The 13,343-nt window shown below is 36.0% G+C and carries 10 protein-coding genes; 1 reads left to right on the forward strand and 9 read right to left on the reverse strand.

Annotation, left to right across the window (positions count from 1 at the left end; translation table 11 throughout):
* Positions 1 to 9: 9 nt before the first annotated feature.
* From AB2B47_RS03545 to AB2B47_RS03560, 4 genes are all read right to left on the reverse strand, one after another.
* Positions 10 to 3,135: a type I restriction endonuclease subunit R gene (locus AB2B47_RS03545; protein ID WP_320693643.1), complete on the reverse strand. Its 3,126-nt coding sequence runs from the start codon at positions 3,133 to 3,135 to the stop codon at positions 10 to 12.
* Positions 3,136 to 3,168: 33 nt separating this feature from the next.
* Positions 3,169 to 4,365: a restriction endonuclease subunit S gene (locus AB2B47_RS03550; protein WP_320693644.1), complete on the reverse strand. Its 1,197-nt coding sequence runs from the start codon at positions 4,363 to 4,365 to the stop codon at positions 3,169 to 3,171.
* On the reverse strand, positions 4,365 to 6,929 hold the full coding sequence (locus AB2B47_RS03555) for a type I restriction-modification system subunit M (protein WP_320693645.1): 2,565 nt from the start codon (positions 6,927 to 6,929) through the stop codon (positions 4,365 to 4,367). Before AB2B47_RS03555 ends, AB2B47_RS03550 begins: the two co-directional genes overlap by 1 nt.
* A gap of 296 nt (positions 6,930 to 7,225) precedes the next feature.
* Positions 7,226 to 9,835, reverse strand: a complete 2,610-nt coding sequence (locus tag AB2B47_RS03560; protein WP_320693646.1) for an SEC10/PgrA surface exclusion domain-containing protein — start codon at positions 9,833 to 9,835, stop codon at positions 7,226 to 7,228.
* Between the two features lie 132 nt (positions 9,836 to 9,967).
* Between AB2B47_RS03560 and AB2B47_RS03565 the strand changes: the two genes are divergently transcribed.
* Positions 9,968 to 10,306 carry a helix-turn-helix domain-containing protein gene (locus AB2B47_RS03565; protein ID WP_025169343.1) on the forward strand — a complete coding sequence of 113 codons (339 nt, stop codon included), beginning with the start codon at positions 9,968 to 9,970 and terminating at the stop codon, positions 10,304 to 10,306.
* 198 nt (positions 10,307 to 10,504) lie between these two features.
* On the opposite strand, the gene AB2B47_RS03570 is transcribed toward AB2B47_RS03565, so the two are convergent.
* The 5 genes from AB2B47_RS03570 to rpmF all read right to left on the reverse strand — a co-directional run bounded on the left by AB2B47_RS03570 (position 10,505) and on the right by rpmF (position 13,177).
* Entirely contained in the window at positions 10,505 to 11,035 is a 531-nt protein-coding gene (locus AB2B47_RS03570) for a hypothetical protein (RefSeq protein ID WP_320693648.1), read from the reverse strand.
* Between the two features lie 58 nt (positions 11,036 to 11,093).
* Positions 11,094 to 11,633 carry a hypothetical protein gene (locus tag AB2B47_RS03575; protein WP_320693649.1) on the reverse strand — a complete coding sequence of 180 codons (540 nt, stop codon included), beginning with the start codon at positions 11,631 to 11,633 and terminating at the stop codon, positions 11,094 to 11,096.
* Positions 11,634 to 11,759: 126 nt separating this feature from the next.
* On the reverse strand, positions 11,760 to 12,548 hold the full coding sequence (locus AB2B47_RS03580; RefSeq protein WP_320693650.1) for a hypothetical protein: 789 nt from the start codon (positions 12,546 to 12,548) through the stop codon (positions 11,760 to 11,762).
* Between the two features lie 281 nt (positions 12,549 to 12,829).
* The gene (rpmG, locus tag AB2B47_RS03585) at positions 12,830 to 12,979 is read right to left on the reverse strand and encodes a 50S ribosomal protein L33 (protein ID WP_001265622.1); all 150 of its coding nucleotides are present in this window, start codon (positions 12,977 to 12,979) and stop codon (positions 12,830 to 12,832) included.
* A gap of 15 nt (positions 12,980 to 12,994) precedes the next feature.
* A complete protein-coding gene (rpmF, locus tag AB2B47_RS03590) occupies positions 12,995 to 13,177 on the reverse strand; it encodes a 50S ribosomal protein L32 (RefSeq protein WP_000290417.1) in 183 nt (60 codons plus the stop codon).
* Between the last annotated feature and the right edge of the window lie 166 nt (positions 13,178 to 13,343).

The following is a 13,343-nucleotide window of genomic DNA, read 5'->3' on the forward strand; positions in this document are numbered from 1 at the left end:
TTCATATAATCACTTATACTTCAGCTTCACTTCTTGCATCCAATTTGGAAGAACTTTATTCAATTCCATGTTGAGTTTAAGTTTGTTTCCTGCAAATTGATTTGTTGCTTTAGTTGCATCGAGTGTTTTGACGATATCTTCACGGAATGGAATTTCATCTGGTTTCTTCAAGTCATAAGCTTTTAGTGATTTAGCTAATAGTAGACTATCCAGTCCCCACTCAGACGCAAATTTTTCTACAAAATTCATTTGTCTCTGTGCCTGCCATGCATTAAAGGCAGTGTCAAAGTCTGTGTCTGCAGATAAATGCCCTGGACGTAATTCTTCATCAATAAAGATTTTAAGAGACTCGGCTAATTCATTCTCTCCTAAATTACTGAGTTCTTGTATTTGTTCCAATATCAAAATTAGGTTATTATCATTGATAACTAACACTCCATCCTTACTTGATGTCTTCTTATCAATTAGCGTAAAAATGCTTTGGGCATCAATAACCTGTGTTCCTTGAATTTTTGTATTCCCAACAATATTATCAATTAATATTCCAGGCGGTTTCGGTTCTTTTGGAAATAGATTTTTATAAGCACCTACATACTGTAGCCATGTATGCTCTGTCATCCCAAAGGCTTCATCATCCCAAGAAAATTCATAATATTGTTTTACTTTGCCTAACTGGGTTGCTGCATCGATGAATCCTTTTTTAAAGAGTGCCTTTTTCTCCTCATCATGTTTAATAGACGCCCAATTTGTAGGATCTTCTAACTCATCTTTTAAATAAGCAAATTTATCAGCTAATTCAATTACTGCATCGAAATATTTTTTGACTAGAACTATACTGTTTTTCCCACCACTTCCATATAGGCGAAGGGCATCATTCACTAGAGATTCTGTTATTCTTGGATATTGGAAATTGATAATCGTTCCAAACTCCTTAGAGGAACCGAATACACGATTCGTACGAGAATAAGCTTGAATCAAGTTCTGAAGTTCTAGCGCTCTATCCACATAAAGAGTATTTAAGCGTTTGGCATCGTATCCCGTTAGTAGTTGGTCTGCGACTATTAAAATATCGATATTTTTAGGATTTCTGCCACTTCCTCCTCGTTTCGCACGAGCAGTAATATCTTCAAAATAGGCATTCTCACCACGATTTCTATCACCAACTAAGAACTTGATGCCAGTAATTCCAGCATAATCCTCAAACATTTCCTCGACAACTTCATTAGCGACATTGTCAGGGTCATTTTCGTTTCCAAAACTAAAAGTCATTACGACATTAGGTTTCGCATCACCTTCCTGGAATTTTTCAGTAATTTGCTTCTTAAATTCGTGGTAATAATTGATAACACGTTCTTTATATGCAACTGTTAGAATCGCATTGAATTCTCCCTGTTGAGATTGCGAATTCCAACCAGATAGGATTTCATCTACCACTTTTGGAATATGATATTTATCTTGATAAAATAATAGACCTTCTTTAACAGCGTTCTTTTCTACTTCCAGTTCAGTCCATTGTTGAACTTGTCGTTCAATCTCTCTTTGTTCTTTATTTGGATACCTTTTAACTAAAATATCAATTAGTTGATCACGAAGATCTTCATAACTTCTAAACTCACCTGTATTGAGGTAGTCGACATGGAAACCTAAGACATTTCCATCTGCAATAGCTTCATCAATTGTATATTGGTGTAAGAGTGGGCCGAACAGTTTTTCAGTGGTATTAATGACTTCACTACGTTCATTAATCTTCCCTTTAACCTTATTTTCATCAAATAAAGGAGTTCCAGTAAAACCAAAGAACAAGCTATTTTTAAAGAAATACTCTTTAATCTGTCCCATCATGTCGCCCATTGTTGTCCGATGGGCTTCATCGATGATAAAGACAATCTTCTTATCTGATAAACTAGTATCTTGAGCCTCAAGGAGTTCTTTTACCAATATACTCAATTTAAAGGTAGTTGTTACTACAATCCCGCTCTTTGGAGACATGAGCTGTTTTCTTAACTGATAAGTACTCTTAGTCCCATCGACCTCTACTGATTCATAGACTGAATAAGCTTTAAAGGCTTTTGCAGTTTGTTCATCTAAATCTCGTCTGTCCAGTAGGAATACTACTTTATCAAACTCAGTTCTAGTAGCTAAGAACTGAGCAGTTTTAAAGCTAGTAATGGTTTTTCCTGAACCTGTTGTGTGCCATACAAAGCCACCATGCGGGATTTTACTTGGATTATCCCAACCAAATGCTGCCTTTTCGACCGCCTGCAGAGCATAAACCTGATAGGGGCGCATCAACATATGGCGACGATTTTCTTCATTGTCAGGATCTTCATCAATAATGAGATAGTCTCCCACCATCTGATGGGCCATCGGTACCATTAAGAAGTGTTCAATGACTTCTCTATAATCCGTTAATACACGTTGCCCCAAGTGTTTCCCATTATCTTGACCTTTTTGGGTTACTGACCAGTGAAAAACGAAAGCAGGATTGAAATCATTGATGGATTTAGGCGTCGCAAAATAGCGAGTTTCAATATCTGTTGTCACGACCATCATCTGAGAGAAGGCCATGAAGTTATTGGTGTATTCTCCATCTGCATAATAACGTTTGAATTGACCGAAAGCTTCATCTAGACTCTTGTCACTTCGTTTTTGTTCAATATTAATCAAAGGAAGTCCATTTATTAAGAGCACAAGGTCAAAACGATTTCCGTTGGGTGTTGATACTTCACGGGCAATTTGATAGCTTGAATCTCCACCACTCACTTGCGCTTTTTTCAAAATGGTTAGAGTAATTTGTTTTCTTGTCACTTCTGGATGATCATCACGATAAATCCCATCAATCTTCCCAGTTGAACCTTCAATGGATAAAATCTTGGCAGCTTCATAACTGTTAGAGATTTGATTGACTTTGGATATAACTTGCTCAAACTCACTATCTGTTAATGCTACTCCTTCTAGGACATCAGCATTAATACGATTGAGTTCACTTCTCCAGTTTTCAATCAAATCCTGAACAGTCACTTTATGAAGATTACCATTCAGTTTATCTGGAGCTTGCCATCTGAATTTGGTTAATTCTCTGACAAATTCATCCTGAAAATGTCTCTCAGAGGCATCTTTGTTGGTACGACCCATAAGGTTTCCTTTCTAGAACGACTTCTTATTCCCTTAGACAAAGAGTTCATTCAAATATGCTTTTTTCAAATCTTTTAGTTTGGCAAGTTTTTCTTGTTGGAGGGAAATTTGTTTCTCAACTTTCATCAAGAATGCTCCAATCATTCTCTGTTCTGAAATTTCAGGGGCAGTCAAAGGTAAATTCATCATAATTTCAGCATTTAGCTTTGCACGTCCTCCACCAACTAGATAAGGTTCCATCTGTATTTGTTTAATAGCGAATAATAAAAATTTATTATCTATCAAATTATTTTTCCCTTGTATCACGTGAGCATGATTATTCACCCATATTTTCCCATTTACGTATTGAACAGGATAATCATTTAAGTCATTTGCTCCATCTTCGGCCAGTAAAACAAATTCTCCATCGTGTGTAAAACCTTCAACATAATCCTGAATTCCATTGGCACCGTAGTAAGGAATATTACCTGCTATACGATCTTTAGAGGCAACTGGAATACGTAGATTATCAAATTTCTCTACAACTTCTCCCAACTTCTTCTCTTTCCACTCCCCTTCAAAACCAGGGAAACGACGTTTTGGTACTCGTTCTCCCTCTGCTGGGAAGAGTTCAGCAAGATAAGATTTCTTGAGATTTTTCAGTTTGTCGAGTTTATGCTGATGGAGGGTGATGAGAGAATCTATAGTTTGGAAGAAGTTTCCAATTCTTTTCTGCTCTTCTAGATTCGAAACGTAAACTTTATACTCCTTCATGTCTGAAGCAAGAATATGTTGTATCGTATTCCCTGTTGTAATCGTCTTGATTTTTTTCTTGGCTTTTGTGGTTTGATACTGATAATTTAAAAAATGTGATTCAAGATTTTCAGAAGGATTTCTAAACATTATTAAAGCATGAGCTGCAGAATTGTTAAGATTTTCAGGAATTACAGCAGCATGTCCAACATGGCCTGATTGTACCATCACAATATCACCAGTTTGCAACCATTTATTCTTTTGTTTTTGATAAAACTCATCATTTATAAAAACTTCTGTATTGTGATTTATTTGCCCATCTTTAATATTATTTGATTCCAGATAAAAATGACCACTTTCAACATAATACGGTGTAGCTGTCCCAACAAATGCATTCCCTATATATTGAAAAAGTTCTCTTAGCTTTGTCTCTTCCCAGTCACTATCCGACTCAAACTCTTTAAAGCGTCTCTTTGGTATATGTCTATTATTTGTCATTATAGCACCACCAATTCCTTCATCATCGTTTCTAGATCTTTTTCCAGTTTAGAAATTTCATCATCTAGACTGTCCAAGGTATATGAGTAACGTTTGTTGAGTTCTTCTAGGACTGCAATTTCAGCTTTTAGAGGAGATTTGACTAATTCTTCAACTTTATCAAGAACTGAACCAAACCATTTTTTATAAAGGACTTGATCTACTTCTGCATCTGTCAATTGTGTGATACGTTCTGCAACTAACTCTTTCATTTCAAGTTCTTTTGTTTTAATAGCTTTATTGACAGTTGATTTTTCTTTGGTTAAATCATCTACTTTCTTGAGAAGTTCATAGTCAACAGAGCCTTTTTCAGCTTCCTTCAAGCTAGCTTTCACTAGTTTACTTTCAAAACTATCTTGGGCTTCTCCCTCATCATTCTTTTTAAGAGTGTCAAAGAGAGTATTATACTCGTCACTGTCTTCTATTTTGGCATTTTCTACCAACTCACTCAACTCGCTATCAATTTCAGAAACACGGGATTTTAGATCTTCGATATCAGCTAGCTCATCCCCATAGAACTCACTAGCGATTAGTTCATTCGGAATGATAACGCCGTTCCATCCGTCTTGAACTTTTTCCTTGTTTTTACCCTTGGTAACCATGTTTGGTTCACGAGTTCGACCAGCTTCATAAAAACCTAGTTGTTCAATCAACTCTACATCATGAGACAGGTACTTAGTCCAAATCTCTGCCATGATTTGGTAGCCATCATAGGTACTCAATTGTTTAAATTCTGATAAGCGGTCTTTGATAGCTGCCAACATCTCTTCTCTTAATTGTCGAGGACTGATGTCCGAGTTCAATTGGTGCAATTTTGCCCAGTATTCTTCTAAATATTCTTGGATAGAAGCTATTACTTGCACCGTCTCTTCTGTCACAACTGGACTAGAAAGTACTACTTCTGAAAATTCTTCAATAGATTGATTCAATTCAAAGTAACCAGGGCGCTTCTCAGTGAGTGCCTGATTCAATAGTTCTGGAACAGCTTGATGAAGGGCTACTAAATTCTTGATATTGTTTTCTGGAATACCCCCGTATAGATGGGCATCCACATCGTGTGGGATTTCTTCGTCAATAGCTGTCACGTAACGAGGGATGTTCATGTTGAACTCGTTTTGAATCAACTCTTGACGACTGGCTAAGTGGCTATAGCCCTTTTCTTCGATACGATTTTTGTACACATCGACGATTTTCGCAATATCTTTCTCTTGGAGAGCATTTTGTTTTCCAACTTTGATGAAGTTACGAGATGCATCGATGAAAAGAACTGGCTCGTTTAATTCACGGTTTTTCTTCAAGATGATAATACAAACTGGAATCCCTGTGTTTGTAAAGAGGTTACTTGGTAAACCAATGACGGCATCAATCTGATTTTTCTCTAATAGACGTTTTCGAATTTCACCTTCTGCAGAACCACGGAAAAGGACACCGTGTGGTAAAACAATGGCCATAGTTCCTGTAGTAGATAAATGATATAGCCCATGAAGAAGGAAGGCGAAATCTCCTTTTGAATCTGGAGGAAGGACACCTGCAATTTCAAAACGTGGGTCACTTGGTTTTAGACCATCACGATTCCAATTCTTAATCGAATAAGGAGGGTTCATAACAACCGCATCAAACTGAACTCCTTCATTTGGACGTTCCGGATCTTCCGGCCAGTCTTGACCAAGAGTATCTCCATTTTTAATACTCATCTTCTCTGGACGAACTCCATGAAGCAAGAGATTCATTCGAGTCAAGTTATAAGTTGCAGTGTTCTTTTCTTGCCCGTAGTAATTGAGACTTTTTTGTAGTTCTTCTGATAAATGTTTTTTAACAGTTAACAAAAGAGAACCAGAACCGACTGTTGGGTCATAGATAGAAGTAATATTTTGATTTGTCGCGACAATCTGCGCCATCACTTCACTGACTTGATGTGGCGTGTAGAATTCTCCAGCTTTCTTACCAGATTCCATAGCAAATTGCCCAATCAAGTACTCATAGGCGTCCCCAAGTACATCTCCATTTTGAAGAGCCACCATGTCCAAATCTTCAAACAGACGGATTAATGCTTGAATATTTTTATTCTGCTCATTAAGGTTGCTGCCAAGAGCTGTATCTGTTAGATCCAGTGTTGAACTTGAAAAAAGTCCTTTGAAATCATTAGAACCCTTGGTAACAGCAATGCTGCGTTCGAATTGGTTAAGGCTATCAATTACTTTCTGAACTTCAAAATTCCCGGCGTTCATATCTTGGATCCATGTTTGATATAGATGTTCAGGGCGCACAAAATATCCCAGGATGTCCCGAATCATTTTTTCCAGTTCAGTACCATATTCTTGATGGGCGTTTTTATATTCTTCAAACCAATTATCTTCTTTTGAAATACCTGCGGTTGTCGCAAATGTTTTTAGAGTCTGGTCACTCAAAAATTTATAAAACATAAGGCCCAACATGTAGTCTTTATATCGACTAGCATCCATGGACCCACGTAATTCATTCGCACCATTCCATAAACGTGCTTTAATTTCTTCTGATGTAATCATTTAACTCCCCTTTTTAACGCCTTTCAAATAATCAGATTGCTAAATTGTTCATTATTTGAAATCGCAACCATTGGCTTTGTAACAGGCCAAACTCCGAATATATTATCTATAAAATTATATCATAAAGTGAAGAGGATGTCCGATATGGTTGTTAAGAGTGTTGATAAAAAACTTAGTTTTGTTAATTGATTTTGTTGCGCAAAAAAAGTGGACAGGCGTCCACTTTAATTTTACGAAATGCTAAATGGATATATCTGAGTCTTCCCGATTTTTCGATTAGAACTACTTTACCATTTTTATTTATTCTTTCGCTTATTTACTGATAAACCAAGTACACTAAGAATTGAAAATCCAATTAATCCAAGTACACTTAAATTTTCACCTGTGTTTGGCAATGATTTACCTTGTTTCTTAGTCCATGCACCATTATAGGATACAGGTGATTGAGCGACTGGTTTAGGTTTAACTTCATACGCTACAAGTTTACCAGTTTCGTCATAGACTTCGATAGGTGTTTCACCAGAACTGATGATAGCTTGTTTCTGTGCTTCAAGGTCAGCTAAACGTTTAGCTTCTACTTGTGCGCTATATAAGGCAAAGAGTTTGTCATAAGTTTCTTGGTCGATTTTCTGCTCTTGTAACAACTTATCAAGGATAGCTTGTGCTTCTTTCAAAGCAGTTGCTTTCTCTTTAAGAGTAGTTTCTTTCCGAGCAAGGACATTCTTAGCTTTAACTAAGTTAGGCTCTGCATTGAGCAAGTTTTCAAGGTCAGCCTTGGATTGTTCAAGAGTTTTAGTTGCTTGTGCTACTTTCTCTTTAGATAGCGCCAGATTTTTCTCGGCGATCTTGATTAGAGATTTCAACTCTTCCAACTTAGCTTTCTCATTTGCTAGGTTGTTTTTAGCGTTAGTAAGGGCAGTTTGCTTATTAGCAAGTTCTTGTTTCGCTTTATCAAGGTTTTGTTGCTTGATTTTAACGTCAGCAGTCAAGGCTTCTAGTGCTTTTTTAGCGTTTTTCAAGCGCTCATTCGCACTAGCGAGCGTATTTTTTGCATTTGCAAGATTACTTTCAGCAGTTGGTGTTTTAAGTGGTGTCGCTTTAAGAGCGTTCAAGCGTTTCTCAATAGTCGCTTGTCTCCCTTTAGCTTTGATATTCTCTGTTGAGGCACTTGTTTTCTCACGTTGTGCTTGAGAATTTACAGTCTGAGCATTTAATAGGGCAGTTTTAGCAGTATTGTAGGCTTTTACAATGCTTTCTACCGATTTAGTATTAGGTACTTCAGTCTTATCTAGCTTGTTGCCAGATACTTGTTTGTCTGATACAGTCAAGAAATGAGCGCTAGTTCGTCCAAGGCGACTAGATACATCCACTCCTAGATATTCTTTATTAGCGCCGGCAGACGATAACCCTGTTAGGTTTTGAGCATGCGCCCACTCCCAACCATTAAATAGTAAGTCAGAAACACTTTCATAAACCCATTTTTTAGCATCATACATAGTATGAATTTCATCACCACTATTGATACTGTTTAAGTTTTCAAGGTATTGTTGAGTATCATCTTCATAAGCAGGCAATCCATACTTACGAGCCACGTTATTTACTGCTTTGCTATCATGTCCTTTTCCATACTCCCAACCGTCAGCTACATAACCGTCAGTCACTTCATCAGCTACTTTTACCATGCCTTTTGTTACAACAGTCTTAGGGGTTCCAAAACGCTCACGGATTTGGTTAAGTAGATCACTCGCAAATAGAGAAAGTTCTGTCATTTGTTCGGTTGTCAAGTTATTAGCGTCAACACTGATAGCTTTATCATTTGCATTTCCTTTGAATTTATTCAAATTCAAATTTTCTTGGTTAACCGACTTTAAGATAGACTCTACTTTTTCTCTATGCTCTTCCCACTTAGCAGGTTCATCCAAAATACTATAAGGATTATTTACATAGGATTTCAAGGCACTAACATATTCATCAGTGACTTGGAAAGTGTTAATTGATTTATAGTTGCTCTCAGCTTTAGAGAAATTGGTCTGCGCTTTGTCAAGAGCAGTTTGAGTCTGATTAGCCTTATTCGTTGCGTTTGTCAAGGCAGTTTGAGTGCTTGCTACGGTATTCTTAGCTTGTGTCAACTCTTTCTGAGCACTTGAAATATCTTCAGCAAGTTTCTTATCATCAGCCTTGGCTTGTGTCAAAGAATTTTCAGCATTTGATACATTGGTCTGTGCTTGTGCTTGTGCTTGTTCAGCATTATCCTTTTCAGCGACAACTTTCGCTTGTCCTGTACCGTCAAGGATAGCTTGTGCGTTAGCTACGTTAGTCTGAGCGTTTTTGACTTCAGTTTCAGCACTTGCTACCTTATCCTCAGACTTCTTAACCACTTTTTCTTGGTCTTTAGCTACTTGATTAGCTTTGTTGAGGTCATTTTCAGCATTTTCTTCTTGCTTTTCAGCATTAGTCTTACCAGTTTCAGCATTGGCAACTTCTTGCTTTTGCTTTTCAATGTTTTCTGGTGTTACTTTATCCTTAACTGCTTGCGCCTTATCTACTTCAGACTGAGCATTATCCTTTTCGGTTTGTGCCTTGTCTTTTTCAGTCTGCGCTTGGTCTTTTTTGGCTTGTGCGTCTGCTACTGCTTGGCTAGATTTGTCAAGTTTGTCCTTGGCTTCGTCAACTTGACCTTTTGTGACTTCCTTAGTAGGAACTTTCACTTCAGTTTTCTTAGGCGCTTCTTTCTCTACCAAGGCTGGTTCGGTTTGAGCAGTTGTAGGCAATGGAATCTCTACTGTATCTGCGTGAGCAGTTCCGATTGTGCCGACAAGACTTGCAGTTGCTGCGATGGCAGAAATAACCGTACCCGTATACAATTTTTTAGCAGTACTATGACTATTTTCCGTAGCTTTTGACATTTATAAACTCCTTTTGTACAATGCCCTATGCATTTTATTAAACTATAGTACTATTTTACCATACTTTTATTGTTTTTGGATAGTTTATTATACTTATTTTTAGAGAAAACAGATAGTAAAATGGTAGATAACATGGAATATAATAAATTACAAAAGCATATCGCATTTCGCATACGTGAGTGTAGAAAAGCACAGGGATTAAGTCAAGAAAAATTATCTGAAATCGCTGGCCTAGGTGTTAAAGCGATTCAAAATATAGAGAACATGAAGTATGATTTTAAGATAAAAACTCTTGAATCCGTAATCAAAGCCCTAAATCTAACGGTCGAGGAGTTCTTCAACCTACAATCATTTGAATCAGATCGAGAAGATTCTTCAGAAGTACTTTTTGAAAACTTAACAAAATTACCCAAAGATAAGCAAGGAAAAATTATATCTTCATTTAATGAGATTGTAAAGAATATCAAATAAACCCAGCCAAAATAAATTTTGGTTGGGTTTTATTTTACAGTCTTGCTTATTTTAACAAATTCTTCAAAAATTCATTAAAAATTTTCTACTTTTGTTCTACCTTTTATTTTTACATACGATTTAGAGGGTGCGGATCACTTCCTCCGACAATGCTTTTTTGTTGCTATTAAAACTTAAAATTGAAATGTATCACTAAAACTATTGTTTAAAATCATTCCTTTTGGTTTCAATCACTCTCACAGCAGCTCTTACTGCGTGAAACTCATCAATAAATTTACTGATGAGCTCAAAATTTTGTTGACTGACTCTTCCTGCCATTAATTTTTCAGCAATTTGATTAAATTCGGTCAAATGATCTCTTACACTCAGTAACATTTCTTTCGTATCTTTTAAGTAGTATTTCCTTGATAATTTTTCAACTTCTTGCTTAAACAAGTCTACATTATTATCATGTATAGTTATCTTTTTACCATCAGCAATCCAATCATTAGCCTCATAACAAGTGATAAATCTATGTTCAATCGTATCACAAACAAAAATAATTCCACTATCAGATATATACTTTCGCTTTTCCGGAGTTTGTCCCTCGCTTGAATCATATGGTGTCAAGCTATTTATCTGCTTAGAAATCCATTTAGGAAGTTGCTCTTCTTTAATTCCAAATCGTTCATTAGCTCTTTCAACAAAATGATCTGTCCATACATAATCTGGTGCATACGAAAGTCCCATGGCAATACTCCTCTTTAAAACTTGAGAAAAATATCTATTCTAATTGATTATAAGAGTTTTAAATTTCTACTTCAGCAATTGGTTTGCGATATCTAGGTGCGTGAGGGTTGTGGCAATAAATCTTGCCGAGTTCAAGTTTTGGCTGAAACTCTTCAAAGTCACTTGCTAGTAAATAGCAAGGTTTATAGAGACAACTGATTGTGATAGCTACTTCTTCTCTTAAATCATCTATAAGCATTTCTAATGTTTCATACTCATAGATACGTACTATCTCTCCTTTGCCCTCAAATAGTGCCTTAACAATAATAGATGTTCCATTACCATAAAAGACAGTATTAGAGGCCACACTCTCATAGTCTTTCAGTTCTAGACGATAATACCTATCTGCTCTGGTATCTCCAATTTCAACTTCTTTAGGTACGGTATAAAAATATCTACCTTGGTTTACTGCCTGTGTGAACCGTCTGCGCACTTCTATTTGTTTTAGGTATTCGTCAACCCCACTGCCGATAGACAATGCTTTTCGGATAATCGAGGCTTTATCTGAAGAGTGGTTTTTATCTAACCATTGCCCTAAAAATCTGTGAAGATATACCATAATTTTTTACTCCTTCTTATTTGTCTATATTTATATTGTAGACCATTTTTTTAAAAAAAGCTCAGTCTTCTACTCAATATTGACATTTTTTTGTGTATAACTAACTAGGCATTGGGATAAAATTAACTAGTCCATACGTTTTACTCTAAGTAATTTTGAAAAACTCAAGTATCCATTATAATATTCTTGTTTTTTCTTTATAGTTGAAACAAAAGCTAATTTTACAGGAACTGCATTGGCCCTTGAATGTTTAAAACTTAAATCTTCTGATTGTGGGATAAATCTTAATTCATCTTCCAAATATCTATACACTCTTTCAGGAATTACTAAATTACAGATGTACTTTGCATGATCATTGTTTCGAAACATTCGTAGGTAGTACTTCTTATCAGTTTTTCCTAGAAACACCTTACACTCTCCATAGTACATAGTCAGATGGTCAGATACTTCTAATTCATTTAGGAGGAGGGATCTACGAGGTAAATATTTTCTGATACCGACTTTATTTTCTAAAACAAATTTTACATCAGACACCTCATTATTATTTTGCAGAAAATTGAAGCTTCTTGGTTGGATTACTCTAGGGGCCTTTTCTTCCAGAATACGATTTAAGAGTTGCTCAGCTAGATCTGCATCAATTTTCTCATAGTATTCTTTCAATTCCACTTTCGAAGCTGATTCCAAAGCATATTCACATCCGTCAGCATGAGGTGTTTTAGGATGGCTCGACAAATAGATTTTTCCTTTTTTCTCGTTTATCACTAAATCCACTTTGTAACAACCAGGACAAAACAATTGGTTTTCATACTTAAGTTTTGTCCCAGCTTTATCCTTTTGATATTCCTTTTGTAGCTCATGAAGTTCTAGTCTTTCATAATTGTAAATACAGTATTGAAATTTGTTTTTTGTAAACATAATAATCCTTTCTAGTTATCAACAATTAAATCTTGCTTAAAAAAATCTGAAATGTGTAGTTATCTAAAACCAACATCTAATTTTCTTAAACAACACAAAAACGCTCTAGACAATATGACTAGAGCGTTTTCTATATATCCGAACATCTAATTTATTTCACAAAAAATGTAGTCAAAAATGTAGTCATTCGGTTGATTTTTATTGCAATACATTGAAATTTGAAAATTCAAGAATCGCATTAAATCAAGGTTTTTTCGTTTCTACTGAAACGTAATGACCCACTATTTAACCTCTGTAAACACAACGTGTTTGCGAAGTTTTGGTGAGTATTTCTTCAATTGAAGACGGTCTGGAGTGTTACGTTTGTTTTTAGAAGTAAGGTACAAGCGTTCACCAGATTCTTTGTGTTCAAGTGTAATATTTACGCGCATGGTATCTCCCTTCTATTATTCAGCTGATGCAGCTTTAGCGATCTTACGTCCTTTGTAGTATCCTTTAAGTGATACGCGGTGAGAACGTGAGTAATCTCCAGTAGTTTCGTCAAAGTTTACAGATGGAGCTGTTACTTTGTAGTGAGTACGACGTTTGTTTTTCTTCGCTTTTGATGTGCGACGTGCAGGTACTGCCATTTCGTTTTTCTCCTTTTAAGATATAAATTCAATTAGGTTTGATTTTCATCAACTTTAATAGTATATCAAAACTTTTTTGTAAAGTAAAGTTACTTGACAAAAAAAGTTTTATTTTTTTATCGTACACTACTGAATTGTCTGAAAATTTAAAAATTTTCTTCTGTTA

Source organism: Streptococcus wuxiensis (assembly GCF_040888245.1).
In the GTDB taxonomy this organism is placed as follows: Bacteria; Bacillota; Bacilli; order Lactobacillales; family Streptococcaceae; genus Streptococcus; species Streptococcus wuxiensis.